This window comes from Paenibacillus sp. 1-8 (assembly GCF_056316205.1).
Map to the genome: position 1 here is coordinate 2,763,440 of NZ_CM149995.1, position 17,798 is coordinate 2,781,237.

Here is a 17,798-nt window from a genome sequence, read left to right on the forward strand (position 1 = left end):
CGGTAGCGGTCGCCTTTGTCTCCAGATTTACACCGCGTAGTGTGATTCAATAAATCTGGAGACAACAGCGATTGGAGCAACGTTCCGTTCGCGGAGCGTCCACCACCATGTACGTGGCGTTGGGACATCCTTTTTTATATTTATACACAGGGCTTTCTGTTAGGAGTTTGCAGATACCTCTACTCGCCTTGAGGAACGGTCAAGCCTAGACCTTCGGCTACACGGCGTCCGTATTCAGGATCAGCCTTGTAGAAATGTCCAATCTGACGCAGCTTGATTTCATCACTTTCCACCGGCTTCATCGCATTTACGATGTTTTGGACCAGACGCGCACGCTCTTCTTCACTGAGTAAGCGGTACAGGTCACCCGGTTGAGTGTAATGGTCATGATGGTCATAAGCTACACTTTGAGCTTCGCCCGATACTTCAAAAGGAGCGATGTTGTGCGCTGGAGACTCTTTCGGCCCACCGAGGCTATTAGGCTCATAATAGACCGATCCGCCACCATTGTCGTCACTACGCAATGCACCATCACGTTGATAGTTGTGTACTTCCGCATGTGGTCGATTGATCGGTAATGAATTGTGATTTGCGCCTACACGGTAGCGATGTGCGTCTCCGTAGGCAAACAGGCGTCCTTGCAGCATTTTATCCGGAGATGCTTCAATACCGGGAACGAACGAACCCGGAGAGAACGTTGCCTGCTCTACTTCTGCAAAATAGTTCTCGGGATTACGATTCAATACCATGCGTCCCACCTCGATCAACGGGTAATCCTTTTGAGACCATACTTTTGTCACATCGAATGGATCAAAGCGGTATGTGTCCGCATCCTCTACAGGCATAATTTGTACATGAAGCTTCCATGCAGGGAAGTCGCCCTTGTCAATGGCATTAAACAGATCTTCGGTATGATAATCCGGGTTTTCACCGGCAATTTTGGCAGCCAGATCTACATCGAGATTTTGTACGCCTTGCTCTGTTTTAAAATGATATTTCACCCATACCGCCTGCCCTTCGGCATTGACCCACTTGAACGTGTGGCTACCGAATCCATGCATATGTCTGAGTGTAGCAGGAATGCCGCGATCGGACATCAGAATACTTACTTGATGCAGCGATTCAGGAGATAAGGACCAGAAATCCCAAACGGCATTAGGGTTTTTCAGATGAGTTTGGGGGTGACGTTTTTGCGTATGAATAAAGTCCGGAAATTTGATAGCGTCCCGGATGAAAAATACGGGTGTGTTGTTGCCTACAAGATCGTAGTTGCCTTCCTCGGTATAAAACTTCACCGCAAAACCACGCGGGTCGCGTACCGTATCGGACGAGCCTTGCTCACCGGCAACCGTAGAAAAACGGATAAACATCGGTGTGCGCTTGCCCACCTCAGATAAAAAGCTTGCTTTTGTATAGGCAGATAAATCATTAGTGACTTCAAAATATCCGTGCGCCCCTGCGCCCTTGGCATGAACCACGCGCTCCGGCACACGTTCCCGGTTAAAATGCGCGAGCTTTTCCAGCAGATGCACATCCTGAATCAATGTAGGCCCGCGTGATCCAGCCGTTATGGAATTTTGATTATCACCGACAGGAGCGCCCCAGCTGGTAGTCAGGTTGGTTGGTTGGTTACTCATCATTGAAATCACCTCTTGAATGAATTGGTTGGCTATGTGCTGTTATCAAAAAACCTCCCGCCTCTGGTGCCGAATATCTGAAAAAACCTGGGGGAAATTCAGACGGCTTCAAGATCGAGAGGTCTATTCTATTTAACCATAAATTCCATTTTAGATAATGAAGATTTCAGGAAGATTTGAAAAAGGTTTGACGAAGATTAGAGCAACAGCTGCTCCCTGTCGAGAAAATCCAGTATATCCTGAACCGACTGGGTAATCTCCCGGCCTTCAGTGGATACGATGAGTTCAGGCTCCAAAGGTGCCTCGTAAGGCGCATCAATACCAGTAAAATGGCGTATTTCTCCGGCTCTTGCCTTCTTGTACATGCCTTTGGGATCACGTCGCTCGCATTCCTCCAGACTGCACTGGATATAGATTTCATAACAGCCTTCCTGCTGTAAAACATCCTTTACCATTTCACGATCCTCACGATAAGGTGAGATCGTAGCGCAAATCGTTAGCACCCCCGCATGTGACATCAGCTTCGCTACTTCAGCAATACGACGGATGTTTTCTTTGCGGTCAGCGGGCAGGAAACCCAGATTGCGATTTAAACCATGCCGAACATTATCCCCATCCAAAATAAACGTGTGTATGCCTCGTGCAAATAATGCTTTTTCCAGTGTGGAGGATACCGTTGATTTTCCCGAGCCAGACAGCCCTGTAAACCAAAGTACCGGGCTTTTATGCCCATTCAGAAGCTGGCGCGCTTGCTTGTCAACGTCTGACGCATGCCAGGTGACGTTTGGATTTGGATTCATTCAGCACTCTCCTTTTTGATAACTTATCACTATATATGGTTCTTGAAACACATCCCCCAGCTTTAGGAAAGACCGTGTTTAAAGGCGTTCAAGGTACGCTGCCCCGCTGTGTGATCCAGTACCGCAAAAACAAACCGGTCAAACAACAATCCATATCCTTCATCTACGAGCACTTGCTTGAACCAGACAGCAACCTCTTCCGGCTTATTGCGGAATACCCCACAGCCATAGGCTCCCAGCACAAGGTGCTCTACCCCGTTTTGCGCAGCCAAACTGAGTATGTAACGAATACGCTCCAACATCACTTCACCAATCCGATTCACCTGCTCTGGCTCCCTTTCTCGCACGACTCCAGCATTAACAGCAGGGGCGGTCAGGAAATCGACTTGATACGGCTTTTCCAGCAATGTTCCCTGATCATCCCGAAATGCAGGAACTTCAGGCGAATAAATCATATAATCTGAATAAAAACAACTCCGCAGCTTCCGATTATGTTGATACATCTCTTCCATTTGTGAAATGCAAGGATACAACGCTGACGAACGAGCCAAGCTTTCCTCTTGGGCCTGGCTGCCTCCGAGAAATCCGCCCCCCGGGTTTTTAGCTGATGCAAAATTCAAACACGCCACGTGGGCCAGCTTCTCCTCGACCTGGAGTCTGTATGCCGCCTGCAATGTACTTTCTCCCGTAATTTCCATCTTTGCAATGATCGCCTGTTCGTCTACGCGGGAAGAAGGCCCCAATATGCTTTTTATTCTTTCCTCCGCCTCTTTCTTTACAGCCACAAGCTGAGACGGTGCATATAGCTTCGAGCCTGTGATGGCATTGCTTACCTCTTGTGCAATATTCACTTGTGCCTGTTTGGTATTCGTATAATATCCATTCTCCAAAATAGATAGCGTTTCCTGCGCCATATGTGATCGAGCATCCCGGTTGCTCCGGGGGTTCATGGTATGTTTCATCATGGCTATTCCTCCTTTTGCAGTACATCCTCACGCAGTTTCGTCAATATTTCTCCAAGCCAATTGGTGCCTCGCCATGATTTGCGGTTCCGTATGCGGGCATCATTTTCAGCCAATCCTACACCCCAAATCGTGTCCGTCGGACTGGCTTCAACCAGTGTAGTTCCTTTCGTTTTGAGCAGGTGCTTAAGCAAATTCGGATTTTGCGTAAATTTGGCGTAGTTGCCGTCGTACACAAATTGTCGGCAATTCGCCTCCCACAAGGATTGATCAAATCCCCGCACACTACGGCCACGGGCTTTTTGCTCCCGAGGAGTAGATGCTTGCATAATTTTGCTGGCTACCTCTTCATCCCCAAAAAGCTGTGCTTTTTTAAACATCATATATTGCTCCGCGCAGTTGAATTCCAATCCATCCACGATAAACACAGAGGGATACCATTGCGAAAATGGCGACTGACTGCGATAAAAAAATGTAAACTTTTCCACGTTAATTCCTCATTTCATATTACTCATGCTACATAAAACGCGACCGGGGCTTGAAGCGGTATAACTTGGACGGACGATGTCCAGCCGCCTTTCTATATTCATTCGTCTCTTCCACGAGTTCGGCTATTTTGCGACGGAAGGCTGCGGCCAACAGCTCCTTACCCAGAATAATTTCATATACCTGTTGAAGCTCGCTCAATGTAAACAGGGATGGCATCAGGTGAAAAGCAATATCTGTATATTCTATTTTGCTGCGCAAACGCTCGATGCCGTACACAATAATTTTGGCATGGTCAAAAGCAATTCCTTGGGATTCCAGCACTTCTCGCTTAACCTCAATGGTCTTTCCCCTGAGAATTTCAGTCACTTTTACTTTGGCTGACAGGTGAATGTCCCCATGCTTCAATGTAATATCAATGTCTTGTTCCCATCTGTAACCTTCCGGCTGATTCGTCCGTGTCTCCTGAGCCACACTGTAGTCCAGCTCAAACCATTGGGCATCCGCAGCATCATCTCCGGCTTGTACCTCCAGTGAATCGTGATCTACCAATGCCATGTAAGCGCAGCTGATGACCCGCGTACGTGGATCACGTGCTACATCTCCCCACGTATATAGCTGCTCCATATAAATCCGGTCTACATTCGTTTCTGTCTTAAGCTCACGTCGTGCAGCCTCTTCCAGGCTTTCATCCATCCCTACAAAGCCGCCTGGCAACGCCCATTGTCCCAGAAACGGGTGCTCCCCCCTCTGGATCAGAAGTAGCTGGAGTGTCTTCTCCGGCAGTTTGCGGTAATTGTGCTGGAGCTGATCCATCACGGTAAAAAGCAGCATATCCACCGTTACCGATGGACGCTCATACTGATTGGCATCATATGCAGCCAAAAATTGTTCCTCCGACAAGCCGTTATGATTGTGCTTCGATATATCTGTCACTTGCGTCACCTGCCTGTTCATATATGGGTAATAGTCGCTTTCTAAATCAAGCAGCGAAAACAGCCTATGTAAACATTCTTTTATTTTAACTAAATGATAAAAACAAAATGTTAATATCAATACAATAATATATAATTCCAGGTTCGTCAACAGGGTTAAAAGCCCTATTTTTATTCAGGTAATAGTTCTATTCAACTGTTTACGGAATTTCGCTTGTTGATGGTTGTCATATAATGTATGATATTTTGGTCAATACAGGAAATGCACCACATACTAAACCTACGTAGGGAGAAGATCGAATTGTCTAACCAGTTTAACCCGCAACACAATCAACAAGGAGCACCATCCAGACCAGCACCTGTTTACCCGCCTCCTGTATCATTCAAGGAGTGGATGATTAGCATGCTGCTGTTGGCTATTCCGGTAGTTGGACTTATTATGCTGTTTGTGTGGGCTTTCAGCGGCTCTACTAATCCGAGCAAAGCAAACTATGCTAAAGCAGCTCTTCTTTGGGCCGCTATCGTAGTCGTGATTTATATTATTATTGGTATTGCTCTGTTGCCTGCTATCATAAGTTCATTGAATTCAAGCAACTACTATTGATTCCAAGTACATAGCTAAGAACCTCCTGATACATCAACCTGATGCATTAGAAGGTTCTTACACTAAACTGTCGATCCCGTCGGCAGTTTTTTATTTGTTTTGTTTTCGCTTTACTCCTTAATTTTCACAGCGTAGCGATTCATCATTCCCGGCATCCCCTGAAAGTCAAGTCTGCCATGGGCGATCAACTGTTGAATCCGGTATTCCCAAAAAGTGTCGCTTCTTGGCTGCGACCACTGCGTTAAAGCTTCACCTATTATTTTTCCGGTATTTACAAATTCCTGACTACCCTCTAACTGTAGCCTGGCAATCATATCCAGCAAAGCCTGATCAAAATAATAATCCGGTACATGAACAATACGGTCATTGTCCCATATTCTCAGTACACTCTCTTGCTCATTAAGCTCCAGCCACTCCCGTTCGTATCGTCGGCGGTCTTCGATAGACACAACATGAGATTCGTGTTCACTTCGCTTAATGAAGCGTTCAATTTCTTTTGAATGCACCACGCCCATGGATACAGGGTATCGACTTTCAGTATATAAGCGATCATCTGGGTCCCTCTCCAAGGTATCCGTGACATTAATGACCCGAATAGGCGTGGCTCTGTTACGCAGGAGATATAGCGCAAAACGTAATCCAGCCTGCTCGTCAGCATTAGAGCCACACCAGATCGTGATCGACTTATCATCAGGAATTTCACTAAGAGTCGCTATCATCGGTTCAATACGATGATCCCAATTCGCGTAATGGAAAGACTCATAATGCACCATCCGTTCAGCCAACCAGTTGTGACGGTTCTCTTGTCCTTCTGGTGTTCCCAGTTTCCATAAAGGCCCTATGGAAAACTGATCATTAAAAGACAGCACAATACTTTCATGTCGTAATCCTGCACCCGAAAGGCATACCTTCATGGAGCCAGCGGCTGATTGAGAGAACAATAGATGCACATGCCTCTCCCGAGTGCGCTCATGCTGCAGACGCTCATTTCTGCTTGTCTCCACATCGTTTGCCCACTGTTCCAATATAGGATTAGCCCATTCAGGATTTTTGTCTGATAAGGCTACTGCCTGCTCCAGCACACTACGTACGAAACCTCTAAGTCTTCGACCATTCGATATCTCATTATAGTCTCCATCAAAATTCGGTTCATTGTCAGATGACAAATCAACGACCTCCTTTCATTTAATCAAGTAAAGCTTGTCTTTCGACCAGAAATATCTTTAGAATAGGCGTATAGCTATCACATCTTGCTCCACAATAACAATACCACAGGATGGTTACTCGACTGGAGGAAAAGAAATGACATCGGAGTGGCAGAGATTACAGACTAAACTGCCGGAATGGGTGGAACAAAGCCGTCATCAGTATATTCATGGCAAGGTGGCAGCGTATATTCCCGAATTGTCCAAAGCCCCGGCCGACGCGCTGGGTGTTGTTGTGATGAACGGAATCGGCGAGACCGTGGTAGCCGGAGATACCAAAATAAGCTTTACAATGCAAAGCATCTCGAAGGTATTCACGCTTATTTTGGCCTTGATGGATAATGGTGAAGATGTTGTCTTCTCCAAGGTTGGTATGGAGCCTACCGGAGACCGTTTTAATTCCATGCTGAAGCTGGAGCTGGTCGAGCCGGGCATCCCGTTTAACCCGCTTATTAATGCCGGAGCCATCGCCGTGTCCTCTTTGATTCGCGGAAACAGTCCCGAAGAGAAGTTTGCCCGTGTCCTGCAATTTTTCCGTTTGCTTACCCGTAATGACACGCTGGAGTATGACCAGGATGTCTACGATTCGGAATCTGCCACAGGCCATTTGAACCGTTCTCTTGCCTATTTTCTGATGGAAAAGGGAATTCTGCGCGGACATGTTGAGGATGTGCTGGAGGTTTACTTCAGGCATTGCGCTGTAAAATTGAACTGTACGGATTTGGCGCGCCTGGGACTTGTATTAGCCTACAATGGACGTGATCCGGTCACGGGTGTACCTCTGATTCCCCGCCGCTATGTGCAGATCGCCAAAACCTTTATGACCACATGCGGCATGTATGACGCATCCGGAGAATTCGCCATTCAGGTCGGGCTGCCCGCCAAAAGTGGCGTGTCTGGCAGCATTATGACGATGGTGCCCGGACGATATGGCATTGGACTGGTCGGACCTTCTCTGAACCGCATGGGCAACAGTACAGCGGGTGTACACTTGCTGGAGACCATGTCGCGAGATTTGGATTGGAGCTTGTTCTAGTTTACGAAAAAAGGGTATTCCCAGCCTTTCAAGGCCTACGGGAATACCCTTTTCTTTTACTTACCTGATATGTTAAATGGTTTGGCCATTAACCAGTTTGATATGAATGCGGAACGGATCAGCTACATACTTGGCACCATCGCGTTCCTGCACTCCATATCCTGCCGCAGTCAAACGGGCGACAACGGCCTCCAGTTCCTTCTGATCCGGCACAATCAGTTCAAAATAATCCAGGCCTGCAGCATGCTCGGGAGCTGGGGGCGCCCCTTCCCCTGCCCATATATTCAAGCCCATATGGTGGTGGTAACCACCTGCGGATACGAACATAGCAGACGAGCCATAGCGGCATGTAATATCAAAACCGAGCACATCGCAATAAAATTGCTGCGCCTTGAGCAAATTAGACACATGAAAGTGAACATGCCCAATTACCGTTCCTTCGGGTAACCCTTGCCAAGGTAGGTTCTCGGAAATAGCGACCAAGCCTTCTGCATCCACAGGATCTGTTCCCATAATGTAATATCCGTTAGCATCTTTCTTCCACTGATCACGAGGACGATCCGCATAGATCTCTATCCCGTTATTATCCGGATCATGGATATACAGAGCTTCACTTACATCATGGTCCCCCTGTCCGATTTCAATCTCATGAGCAAGCAGATTACGCAGTGACAGGCCCAGAGCCACGCGGTTCGGTACAAGAATAGCAAAGTGATACAATCCGGCTGCGGATTGGCGTGGAAGAATAACTGCATTTTCAATAAACTTAAGGGTCAGCAGCGGATGCTTTCCGTCGACTGTCAATTCAGCGGTATCCGCCGTTTGACGCAGCAGTTGAAAACCAACGACCTCTGTATAAAATTGAATAGAGCGCTCCAAGTTACTAACCTTTAATGAAACCTGCCCGATTCTGGTGTTGTCATGGATATGTGCTGTCATGAGATTTCCCTCTTTCTACGTGGATTGGAGGACTAAGCTAATGATAAATTACTGTTCTGTTGAGGTACGGCGGCTAAACAAAGAATCCAGTGACAAACGAGTCGTCGGCGCAAATACTAAATGCAGAGCTACCAGAATAAAGGCAATATCCAGCTCATAACCTGCTCCCTGACCAATACTGGAAAACCAGCCAGCCACATTGCCTAGCCCCATTTGAAATTTAGCAATTCCGTTCGCCAAAAACAAGATACCCAACTCAAATTATTAGTAATAGGAATAATTATTTTGTAATGTGAATTTATCATAAGAAACTATAGTCTGTCAATAAAATATTTGGTATAATAAATAATAAATTAGTATACATTATATTCCCTTGAAGGAGGAAGGCTCTATGGGTATAGGATGCAATATACGCGCCGCGCGTAAACGTAAAAATTTATCCATCCAGCAAATATGCGAACGAACCGGATTATCTCAAGGCTTTATGAGTCAAGTGGAAAACAATAAAACCTCCCCTTCCATTGCTACACTGGACAGCATCGCTAATGCACTTAAGGTACCCCTCGCTTTTCTGCTGCTCAAAGAAGAGGAACGAATGCAGGTGATTCGGAAGGATGAGCGCCGCAAAATCGTTTATGGCAAAAATAAGCTTCAGATTGACCATTTGGGGGGGCAGGGTAACGTCAAAATGATGCTGGTGGACATGCCGCCAGGCTCTTCCACGGAAGAAGAGCATGCTCATGCGGGCGATGAGATTCATTTTGTTATGGAAGGCACAGTATATGTGGAGCAAGGCGAGGATTCGGCTACCCTTGAAGCAGGAGATTCCTTTAGCTGGAGAGCAGCCATTCCGCATTATGCCAAAAACATTGGAGAAAACAACGCACGTATTTTGATTTCTGTATTTCTCGAAGCAGAGAATGAAGCTTAAATTTCATCAAAAAAAGCGCGTACCGGGAAGTCGTTTTTTCACTTCCACGGTACGCGCTTATTATGTTCTTTAATTTCTAAGTCCAACTTTAACTTTATTCCATCGCCTATTTGGCATCTGTCCGTGATTCCCACGGCAGCTTGAAGGTTTTCATGATCTGCTTGGTATCAGAGGGGAGTTCAGTTCCTAAATTTACTACAGTCCCCAGCAACTCGTCTTTATGATCCATAGTAATACGCCCGTAATAAGTGGTGCTGCTGTCTCCCCATCCTGTAGTAAACTCATAGACCAGCGGCTTATTTAGTTTCGGGTATGTTCCCCACTGATTTTTAACTTTATTATTCAAAAAACGCTCCAGCGGGTCATAATCCATGGTGAACTTTTTATTATAAGGCTCTCCTACATACCCTTGATAGGTGACAACCGGAAAACCGTCTTTCACTTCAACCAGGCTCAACACATCTCCACTAATTATAAAATAACGCAATGCTTCTCCTTGAGGAAACAAATAAATACTCGCCAGGATTTCAGTATTGGGAAAATGAACATCAATATAAGGATGAGCAGAGCGTCTGTCTAAACGAACTAACGCTTCGCGCGCAACCGCCAAATCTCCCTCATAAATCTGTTCTTTTATTTTACCTTGGATCGGTGGTTGCACCTGGATCTGCGGACCAGTCTTTTCCAGCGTATAACCCAACTCAAACGACACATCACGGAGAGGTATATATACTTCTTTACCTGAAACCTCAAAGGTAAGTTGTTGCTGGTTCTTACGTGATGGTTCCTTCAACTGCACAGGTTCCGACCACTTTTGTAGCGTAACCAGCTTCTTTTTGACATCCCAATGATAGGTTGCACCCACAGCTTCGGCAAAGGGTTTAAGCGGAACCATGAGCTTTCCGGCGATCAGCATAGGTGCAGCCTTTGAGTTTAATGGCTGTCCGTTTACGACAATAGTTGTTAACTGCGTTGATTGCGTTTTTGGTGTCGGTGTGGCTTTTTGTTCGGCAGCGTTCACCACTCCTTGCTGTGTAACTGTGAATAGTATGGATAGTGTAAACAAGGCGGCAAGCAGTCGCTGAAATGTTCCCCGGTTTAACTCCATGACCAGTCTCCGTTCACTTTAATGGGCTTTTGTATTCAAATTCTATCTCTTCTTGGCTGCGTCAATATCTCCAGGATTCAAACCCTCCCAGATATTCGGGATACTGACGGTCTCTGGATGCTCGAATACGAGGAACGCTGTCGGTAAATACCGCTCGCCGTATTCAGAAGAAGGTTTATTCACAATGGCATGATCCTTGACGAGCACAGTCGATGATCCACCATCCAGATTAGCACCGATAACCGCTCCGTGTTTAAGTAAAATGTTTTGCATATCATACAAATTGGCACCGATGCTGTAACCCGGCTGACGACCGTCGATGGTCACAAAAATAATCGCGCCGTCTGCTCTTTGCCCCATTGCCGTACGGGGAGCAATTCCCCATCCTTCGCTTGCATTGCGAATAAGACCTTTACCATTCACGATCAGGCGTGGCTGAAAGGTAACCGCTTCTTGCACGTTCATTTTGGCTAGCTCGGACAGCGAGTAATGCCCGGCCACCATTTTGCCTTGCTTATCAATCCCTACGATTTGGGCAGAAGCGTTTTTTCCCATATCGTTGTAGTATAGCTGGCCTTGTGAAATAACAACGCCGATCGGCTTAAAGCCATTCCCATTCCAGTTAGGATCGGCAAAGCCGCCACCATTTACGCCTGCAACGGCTCCCAAGCGCTCTACCATACTGGATACTCTTTCTCCCTTGCCTATATTGGCAGGAACCCCGAGTCTGATTTTAGTCGGGTCATGCACTGTCATTACATAGCCGTGATAATTGCGGCCCGATACCTCTTCTACTTCAACCAGCGGCGTTTGCTGCACCTTGGTCGGTGTCAGATCAGGCAGCTTGATCGTATGTCTGTCCTTCTCCTCGCCCATCTGTTCGAAACGGGCCGAATATTCAGCCACTCGCTTCTGAGCCTCCGCTTCACCAATAAAATATTTTGCCCAGTGACGATGTTGTGTAGTGATCAGCGTATCCGCAGCCAAGTAGCGCATGTCCTTGCCAGATGGTGTTAAAAACAGCCACGCGCCGCCCCCGATTCCAGCGAGCAGTAATACAATAAAAAGCCGCCCCATAAAGCGACCAAATTTTCCTTTTCGTTTCTTTTTTTTGTTTTTCTGCCTGCGAGCTGTTGCACGCTGTGGCAAGACTTCCGGTTTCATTCGCCATCTCTCCTGTATGCTGACTTCTGTCTTGAATATAACTGTTCTCTCAATGAGCTGATAGAGTTTGTTTTTCAGGACAGCCATGCTGCTGATTCTTATCCTCAGAGGGTAACAGATCGGCAGCGACATCTAACGACAATATCATAAACTAATTTTGTAGAATGATAGTGTCAATTTTTTAACAGATTCATCATACCGAAAAAGAACACAATAAAACAGCCCTCCACATCAATGTGAAGGACTGTTTGGAAAATTACGTTAGAAACCACGTGGGTCGTAACCTTGTTTCATTTGCATTGCAATCTCTTTTATGGTACTGCCTCTGGTTCAAGCAGCATGAACAGTTCTTTCATTTGTTGTCGCTTGAGCTTCGGACTGAGCACATACAGGGTATCTCCCGGCTTAATCACAGTTGTGCCTCTCGGAGCTATAATTTGCTCTTCTCGAATAATAGCGGTGAATAAAATATCTTCAGGCAACTGTATATCCTGAATCGCTTTGCCCGCTATCGACATCCCTTTTTGTACCTGAATGTGGTTGATTTCCGAAGTGGTTTTTCCCAGAGAAACTAATTCCAGCAGTGAAGGAGACGACGTTTCGTTAGGATCCATTAAGCCAAGCTTCACCGCTAGCCACGAAATAGTGGTACCTTGAATAATCGCAGAAGTTAGCACGACGAAAAATACAACATTAAAAAACAAGGGTCCTACATCCATCTCATCCAGTAAAGGATAGGTTGCTAGTACAATAGGTACCGCCCCCCGCAGTCCTGCCCAGGATAACAGTGTCTTCTCGCGCACAGAGTACCTGGAAAAAAGCAAGCTTAGGAACACGCCTATTGGACGAGCCACGAGCATGAGAATGAAGGAGAGCGCCAAGCTTTGCCACGCAATGCCCAGCAATTGATCGGGAAAGACCAATAGCCCGAGCAGAACGAACATCATAATCTGCACCATCCAGGCGAAGCCGTTGTTAAAATGAATAATAGACCGCTTGTAGGTCAGGTCCGAATTACCCAGCACGATGGCCATGACATATACTGCCAGCAAGCCGCTTGCCTCTAGTAAAGATGCCGCCGCATACGTTAAGACCGCAAATGCCAGCGCCATCACAGGATACAGACCGGATGAATCAAAATTCATTTTATTAATGGCATATACAGCTATGCGTCCGAGCACAAAACCAACGACCAGACCAAAACCCATTTCCCACAAAAATAGTAGAATATGTACCCAAATGGATTGCTCAGGGTGATGGATCAGCTCAATCAACGTTACCGTGAGGAATACGGCCATCGGATCATTACTGCCGGACTCTGCTTCCAGCGTGGATGTAATTCGTTTTTTGATGTTTTTACCACCTAAAACAGAAAACACCGCTGCCGCATCCGTCGATCCGACAATTGCGCCGAACAGCATGGATTCCATCCAGCTCACACCTAAAATAAACTTGGCGCAAACGCCAATGACCACCGTCGTAATAATGACGCCAAGCGTCGATAATGACATCGCAGGTCGAATGACTGGCTTAACATCTGCAAACTTCGTTTGCATCCCGCCTTCAAACAAAATAACGATGAGCGCGAGAATCCCCACCAATTGCGTAATAAACGCATTATCAAAATAAATAAACTGACTGAGCACCATGCCGACGGCAATAAACAATACGAGCGCGGGCATGCCGAAACGACTGGAAAATTTGGTAGTCAGTACGCCAACCAGCAGTAAGCCGGACAGCAAAAGCACAATAAAATTAATAACGGTTGTCTGTTCCATACGACGGCTTCTCCTATCTTGAAAATAGATGTTCATTTTTTCGCCTTTTATCTATATACCCTCAAATCACGCAGAATACTAATTCCAGATGAAAAAATATATATAAAATCAAAAAATCCAGCTCATGAGCTGTGCGAATCAGCACTCCATGAGCTGGATTTTTTGATTTTATAGGACTTGAACTGCGAAATTCTCAGCGCTTTATGCTTTGGGCTGAATCATATTCGCCGGTACGACATACTGATCGAACTGTTCCTCGGTCAGCAAGCCGCTACGAAGAGCCGCTTCTTTGAGAGACAATCCTTCCGCGTGCGCAAGTTTGGCAATTTTAGCGGCATTTTCATATCCGATATACGGATTTAATGCTGTCACCAGCATCAGCGAATTGTTCAAATTGTGCTCAATTTTAGTGAGATCCGGCTCAATACCAATCGCGCAGTTGTCATTAAAGGCAACAATTGAATCGGCTAGCAGATTCACGGATTGCAGGAAATTATAAATAATGACTGGCTTAAACACGTTAAGCTCAAAATTCCCCTGACTCGCAGCAAAGCCGATAGCGGCATCATTACCCATGACCTGCGTTACGACCATCGTAAGTGCCTCGCTCTGGGTCGGATTGACCTTGCCCGGCATGATCGAGCTGCCTGGCTCATTAGCAGGAATCGTAATTTCACCCAAGCCGCTACGCGGACCGCTTGCCAGCCAGCGAACATCGTTAGCGATTTTCATCAAATCAGCAGCGAGTGCTTTAACTGCTCCGTGTACGGCAACCACTTCATCATGACTCGTCAGCGCATGGAATTTGTTGGGTGCGGACGTGAACGTTTTGCCGGTGAAGCTGGAAATTTCCGCAGAGGTTCGGTCACCGAACTCTGGGTGAGCGTTAATACCCGTGCCCACGGCTGTACCGCCAATCGCCAGCTCCTTCATATATTGCACCGTGTCGATGATAATTCGCTTGCTTTTGTCCAGCATGGCATACCAGCCGCTGATTTCTTGACCCAGAGTAAGCGGCGTGGCATCCTGCAAATGAGTACGTCCGATTTTAATAATATCCTTAAATTGCTCTGACTTCTGCTGGAAGGTTTCTTTCAGCTTATCAATAGCAGGCAGCAAGTGATCCTCCACTGCAATGACACCCGCTACATGAAGTGCCGTCGGAAACGTATCATTCGAGCTTTGCGACATGTTCACATCGTCATTGGGATGCAGCTTCGCATCCTGTCCCTGCTCTTGCAGCCATTGGCTTCCAAGATGAGCAATCACTTCGTTCACATTCATATTGGACTGCGTGCCGCTTCCTGTCTGCCATACAACCAATGGGAAATGGTCATCGACCCGTCCAGCAAGAATTTCGTCCGCCGCATAAATAATGGCGTCCTGCTTCTCCTGTGACAGCTTGCCCAACTTATAATTGCTGATCGCTGCACTCTTCTTGAGCACTGCGAATGCCTGAATAACCTCTAAAGGCATTTTCTCCGAGCCAATCGGGAAATTTTCCTTGCTGCGCTGTGTTTGCGCTCCCCACAGACGGTCTGCCGGTACTTTGATTTCACCCAACGTATCTTTTTCGATGCGGTAGTTCAACTCATTTCCTCCTCTTGGCCTATGTAATTCAGACAAAATATGGTGACTTCCTTGCCTATTATACATTAAATTTCAAAGGTTATCATATATTTTGCAAGCGCTTTTTTACGATTAGGCCGGAGGAGGAATGTATCGTCAGCGACATACCAGGGAGGTCGGTTCAGCTAATGGTGATGTTGCCCTTAGCTCGAACCTCTTTTCTGCCCAGCAGCTTATTCAGCGCGTCGATGTAAGCTCTGGCACTGGCTTCCAAAATATCTGTACTTGTGCCTCTTCCACGGGCGGTGTATTCTCCTTGTCTCAGAACAGCATGCACTTCTCCGAGAGCATCCTTACCATACGTTACAGATTGAATCGAATAATCCTCCAATTCCACTTCTTCATCACTGGCCTTGTCTATAGCATGAAAAATCGCGTCTACGGAGCCGTTGCCCATCGCCACTTCATCAATAGCTGTCCCATCCTGCTTAATCAGTCGAATGGATGCTACTGGAACCGACTGATTGCCATAGGATACCTGGATGGAATCCAGCGTGTAAATCTGTGGGGAGGCACTGCGACTCTCATCCAGCAGGACGAGCAAATCTTCATCCAGCACCTGTTTTTTCTTGTCCGTCAAGGCTTTGAATTTACGGAACGCCTCCTGAAGCTGCTCCTCTGTCAAAGCATCAAACCCCATGTCCGCCAGCTTTTCCTTGAACGCATGCCGACCCGAGTGCTTGCCGAGTACAAGCTTACTCGTCTTCAAGCCGATGCGCTCCGGGGACACGATTTCATATGTCGTACGCTCCTTAAGCATCCCGTCCTGGTGAATACCGGACTCGTGGGCAAAAGCATTCGCTCCAACAATGGCCTTATTCCCCGGTACGGACATCCCCGTGCGTTTGCTCACCAGGCGACTGGTGGCATACAATTCCTCCAGAACCAGACTGGTTTGCGCATCATAAAGATCGGTTCTGGTATCAAGAGCCAGCGCGACCTCCTCCACTGGTGTATTTCCGGCACGTTCCCCGATGCCATTGATTGTGCCTTCAAATTGATCTACACCATTACGGATGGCCGCCAGTGTGTTAGCTGTTGCCATGCCGAGATCATCATGACAGTGGGTGCTGAGTTGTATTTTTTCGATGCCCGGCACTTGGGCTTTTACGATTCTGAACATTTCGCCGAACTGATCCGGCGAAGCATACCCAACGGTGTCCGGTAGATTGACGACCGTTGCTCCAGCACGGATCGCCATATCCACGACCTCGCAAATAAAGTCCAGCTCAGTACGACTGGCATCCTCCGCCGAAAATTCCACCTTATCAAAATACTTTCGTCCATAACGAATGGCTGCGGCTGCGGTCTCCAGTACCTTCGTCTTATCCATTCGCAGCTTGTGCTGGCGGTGAATGGGTGAGGTAGCCAAAAACAGATGAAGACAGGCGTCCTCCGCTCCCCGTAGTGCCTCTCTGACCGCATCTATATCCTGCTCTTTCGAACGTGCAAAACCAACCAAGGTTGAGTTGGTAACCTGTTTGGCAATCTCCTGCATGCTGAATATCTCACCTGGCGAGGTAGCCGGAAAACCGGTTTCTATCCGATCTACGCCCAATTTTTGCAGTTGAAGGGCGATTTCCACCTTTTCTGTACTGGTCAGACTAACTCCTGGTGATTGTTCTCCATCTCTTAACGTTGTGTCCAACACCCATATTTTGCGCATTCAGAACCCACCTTTGGTTTTATTTTAGGAGATGTTCGATATAAAAGATTTATAATTCAATTTATTCATCCGATCATCTGATGTTTAAGATTAAAAAAATTATGAATTTCCCATATGCTTTTGCAGTTCCAGCTTGGTGCCATCCAAATGCTGAATACTGTATAGCTCGGCAGCCTTGGCATCCTGATCGCGGATCGCTTCATATATTTTCTCATGTTGAAGTGTAAAAGGATTTTGCATCGCCGGATCGGTTACGAGATTTTTCAGCGCCTTCCGAATCGCCTCTACAAAGCTGCGATACACATCTGTAAGCACTTTATTACGTGTAGCTCCGGCAACAGCCAAGTGAAAAGTGATATCCGCATCCAGATACCCGTTCAAATCTCCAGCAGCCAATGTCACGGCACGACGGTCCAGCGCCTCGCGCATCAAGCGTAAATCTTCATCCTTACGTCGTAAAGCAGCCAGTCTGGCAATTTCCAGCTCCAACACACTCCGTACCTCATAGACTTCAATTATTTCAGCGCGACTCAGTCGGTAATCCAGAGGCTCCTGGGAAGTCGTCGGTTGGCATACAAAGGTTCCGTGTCCTTGTTTTTTCTCTAATAAACCGGCATGTACGAGAACGCTGACCGCTTCACGCACCGTGGAACGCCCTACTCCAAAAAGCTTCATCAGCTCAGGCTCTGTCGGAACTTTTGTACCCACATCCCATTCACCAGTAGCTATTTTTCGTTGCAGCTGTTCAGCCACTTCATCAGCGATTTGCTTGCGTTTGACGGCTTGAAAAGGCATCATTTCCTGATTCATCTGATCATCTCCTGTTTCGTATCATACTATGATGGCTTGCCATCCTGCAACCTGTTTTTCATGTTCCTTTCCTCACTAAACAGACTTCTGCCTGTAATATTTGTCTTC

Annotated in this window: 17 protein-coding genes; 3 read left to right on the plus strand and 14 right to left on the minus strand. The window is 46.8% G+C overall.

Features of this window, described 5'->3' with window-relative positions; all coding sequences use genetic code 11:
* Nucleotides 1-179 precede the first annotated feature (179 nt).
* From katA to AC0WRU_RS12545, 5 genes are all read right to left on the minus strand, one after another.
* The gene (gene katA / locus AC0WRU_RS12525; protein ID WP_476128633.1) at nucleotides 180-1,637 is read right to left on the minus strand and encodes a catalase KatA; all 1,458 of its coding nucleotides are present in this window, start codon (nucleotides 1,635-1,637) and stop codon (nucleotides 180-182) included.
* A 197-nt stretch (nucleotides 1,638-1,834) separates the two neighbouring features.
* Entirely contained in the window at nucleotides 1,835-2,437 is a 603-nt protein-coding gene (gene cysC / locus AC0WRU_RS12530; protein WP_476124773.1) for an adenylyl-sulfate kinase, read from the minus strand.
* 62 nt (nucleotides 2,438-2,499) lie between these two features.
* On the minus strand, nucleotides 2,500-3,399 hold the full coding sequence (locus AC0WRU_RS12535; RefSeq protein WP_476128634.1) for a TIGR02452 family protein: 900 nt from the start codon (nucleotides 3,397-3,399) through the stop codon (nucleotides 2,500-2,502).
* Between the two features lie 5 nt (nucleotides 3,400-3,404).
* On the minus strand, nucleotides 3,405-3,887 hold the full coding sequence (locus AC0WRU_RS12540; protein ID WP_476124775.1) for an NADAR family protein: 483 nt from the start codon (nucleotides 3,885-3,887) through the stop codon (nucleotides 3,405-3,407).
* Between the two features lie 28 nt (nucleotides 3,888-3,915).
* Nucleotides 3,916-4,821, minus strand: a complete 906-nt coding sequence (locus AC0WRU_RS12545; protein ID WP_476124777.1) for an NUDIX hydrolase — start codon at nucleotides 4,819-4,821, stop codon at nucleotides 3,916-3,918.
* Between the two features lie 261 nt (nucleotides 4,822-5,082).
* Between AC0WRU_RS12545 and AC0WRU_RS12550 the strand changes: the two genes are divergently transcribed.
* Nucleotides 5,083-5,424 carry a hypothetical protein gene (locus tag AC0WRU_RS12550; RefSeq protein ID WP_476124779.1) on the plus strand — a complete coding sequence of 114 codons (342 nt, stop codon included), beginning with the start codon at nucleotides 5,083-5,085 and terminating at the stop codon, nucleotides 5,422-5,424.
* A gap of 110 nt (nucleotides 5,425-5,534) precedes the next feature.
* Here the strand turns inward: AC0WRU_RS12550 and AC0WRU_RS12555 are convergent, their stop codons facing one another.
* Nucleotides 5,535-6,590, minus strand: a complete 1,056-nt coding sequence (locus AC0WRU_RS12555; RefSeq protein ID WP_476124780.1) for a DUF1835 domain-containing protein — start codon at nucleotides 6,588-6,590, stop codon at nucleotides 5,535-5,537.
* Nucleotides 6,591-6,726: 136 nt separating this feature from the next.
* Between AC0WRU_RS12555 and glsA the strand changes: the two genes are divergently transcribed.
* Nucleotides 6,727-7,665 (plus strand): glutaminase A, encoded by a 939-nt coding sequence (gene glsA / locus AC0WRU_RS12560; protein ID WP_476124782.1) that lies wholly within the window; start codon nucleotides 6,727-6,729, stop codon nucleotides 7,663-7,665.
* A gap of 72 nt (nucleotides 7,666-7,737) precedes the next feature.
* On the opposite strand, the gene AC0WRU_RS12565 is transcribed toward glsA, so the two are convergent.
* On the minus strand, nucleotides 7,738-8,604 hold the full coding sequence (locus AC0WRU_RS12565; RefSeq protein ID WP_476124784.1) for a VOC family protein: 867 nt from the start codon (nucleotides 8,602-8,604) through the stop codon (nucleotides 7,738-7,740).
* Between the two features lie 48 nt (nucleotides 8,605-8,652).
* Nucleotides 8,653-8,859: a hypothetical protein gene (locus tag AC0WRU_RS12570; protein ID WP_476124786.1), complete on the minus strand. Its 207-nt coding sequence runs from the start codon at nucleotides 8,857-8,859 to the stop codon at nucleotides 8,653-8,655.
* Nucleotides 8,860-8,995: 136 nt separating this feature from the next.
* Between AC0WRU_RS12570 and AC0WRU_RS12575 the strand changes: the two genes are divergently transcribed.
* On the plus strand, nucleotides 8,996-9,535 hold the full coding sequence (locus AC0WRU_RS12575) for a helix-turn-helix domain-containing protein (RefSeq protein WP_476124788.1): 540 nt from the start codon (nucleotides 8,996-8,998) through the stop codon (nucleotides 9,533-9,535).
* A gap of 106 nt (nucleotides 9,536-9,641) precedes the next feature.
* On the opposite strand, the gene AC0WRU_RS12580 is transcribed toward AC0WRU_RS12575, so the two are convergent.
* The 6 genes from AC0WRU_RS12580 to AC0WRU_RS12605 form a co-directional block, all read right to left on the minus strand.
* On the minus strand, nucleotides 9,642-10,643 hold the full coding sequence (locus tag AC0WRU_RS12580) for a stalk domain-containing protein (RefSeq protein ID WP_476124790.1): 1,002 nt from the start codon (nucleotides 10,641-10,643) through the stop codon (nucleotides 9,642-9,644).
* Between the two features lie 42 nt (nucleotides 10,644-10,685).
* A complete protein-coding gene (locus AC0WRU_RS12585) occupies nucleotides 10,686-11,807 on the minus strand; it encodes a phosphodiester glycosidase family protein (RefSeq protein WP_476124792.1) in 1,122 nt (373 codons plus the stop codon).
* Nucleotides 11,808-12,118: 311 nt separating this feature from the next.
* Complete coding sequence (locus tag AC0WRU_RS12590) at nucleotides 12,119-13,585, minus strand: potassium/proton antiporter (protein ID WP_476124794.1); 1,467 nt, start codon at nucleotides 13,583-13,585, stop codon at nucleotides 12,119-12,121.
* Nucleotides 13,586-13,786: 201 nt separating this feature from the next.
* Nucleotides 13,787-15,175, minus strand: a complete 1,389-nt coding sequence (gene fumC / locus AC0WRU_RS12595) for a class II fumarate hydratase (RefSeq protein ID WP_476124796.1) — start codon at nucleotides 15,173-15,175, stop codon at nucleotides 13,787-13,789.
* Nucleotides 15,176-15,335: 160 nt separating this feature from the next.
* Complete coding sequence (locus AC0WRU_RS12600; RefSeq protein WP_476124798.1) at nucleotides 15,336-16,880, minus strand: 2-isopropylmalate synthase; 1,545 nt, start codon at nucleotides 16,878-16,880, stop codon at nucleotides 15,336-15,338.
* 99 nt (nucleotides 16,881-16,979) lie between these two features.
* Nucleotides 16,980-17,690, minus strand: a complete 711-nt coding sequence (locus tag AC0WRU_RS12605; RefSeq protein ID WP_476124800.1) for a FadR/GntR family transcriptional regulator — start codon at nucleotides 17,688-17,690, stop codon at nucleotides 16,980-16,982.
* Between the last annotated feature and the right edge of the window lie 108 nt (nucleotides 17,691-17,798).

Coding starts and splice junctions, on each gene's coding strand:
- katA (WP_476128633.1), bottom strand. CDS start 1,637: ATGAGTAACCAACCAACCAACCTGACTACCAGCTGGGGCGCTCCTGTC.
- cysC (WP_476124773.1), bottom strand. CDS start 2,437: ATGAATCCAAATCCAAACGTCACCTGGCATGCGTCAGACGTTGACAAG.
- AC0WRU_RS12535 (WP_476128634.1), bottom strand. CDS start 3,399: ATGAAACATACCATGAACCCCCGGAGCAACCGGGATGCTCGATCACAT.
- AC0WRU_RS12550 (WP_476124779.1), top strand. CDS start 5,083: ATGCACCACATACTAAACCTACGTAGGGAGAAGATCGAATTGTCTAAC.
- glsA (WP_476124782.1), top strand. CDS start 6,727: ATGACATCGGAGTGGCAGAGATTACAGACTAAACTGCCGGAATGGGTG.
- AC0WRU_RS12565 (WP_476124784.1), bottom strand. CDS start 8,604: ATGACAGCACATATCCATGACAACACCAGAATCGGGCAGGTTTCATTA.
- AC0WRU_RS12575 (WP_476124788.1), top strand. CDS start 8,996: ATGGGTATAGGATGCAATATACGCGCCGCGCGTAAACGTAAAAATTTA.
- AC0WRU_RS12580 (WP_476124790.1), bottom strand. CDS start 10,643: ATGGAGTTAAACCGGGGAACATTTCAGCGACTGCTTGCCGCCTTGTTT.
- AC0WRU_RS12585 (WP_476124792.1), bottom strand. CDS start 11,807: ATGAAACCGGAAGTCTTGCCACAGCGTGCAACAGCTCGCAGGCAGAAA.
- AC0WRU_RS12590 (WP_476124794.1), bottom strand. CDS start 13,585: ATGGAACAGACAACCGTTATTAATTTTATTGTGCTTTTGCTGTCCGGC.
- AC0WRU_RS12600 (WP_476124798.1), bottom strand. CDS start 16,880: ATGCGCAAAATATGGGTGTTGGACACAACGTTAAGAGATGGAGAACAA.
- AC0WRU_RS12605 (WP_476124800.1), bottom strand. CDS start 17,690: ATGAATCAGGAAATGATGCCTTTTCAAGCCGTCAAACGCAAGCAAATC.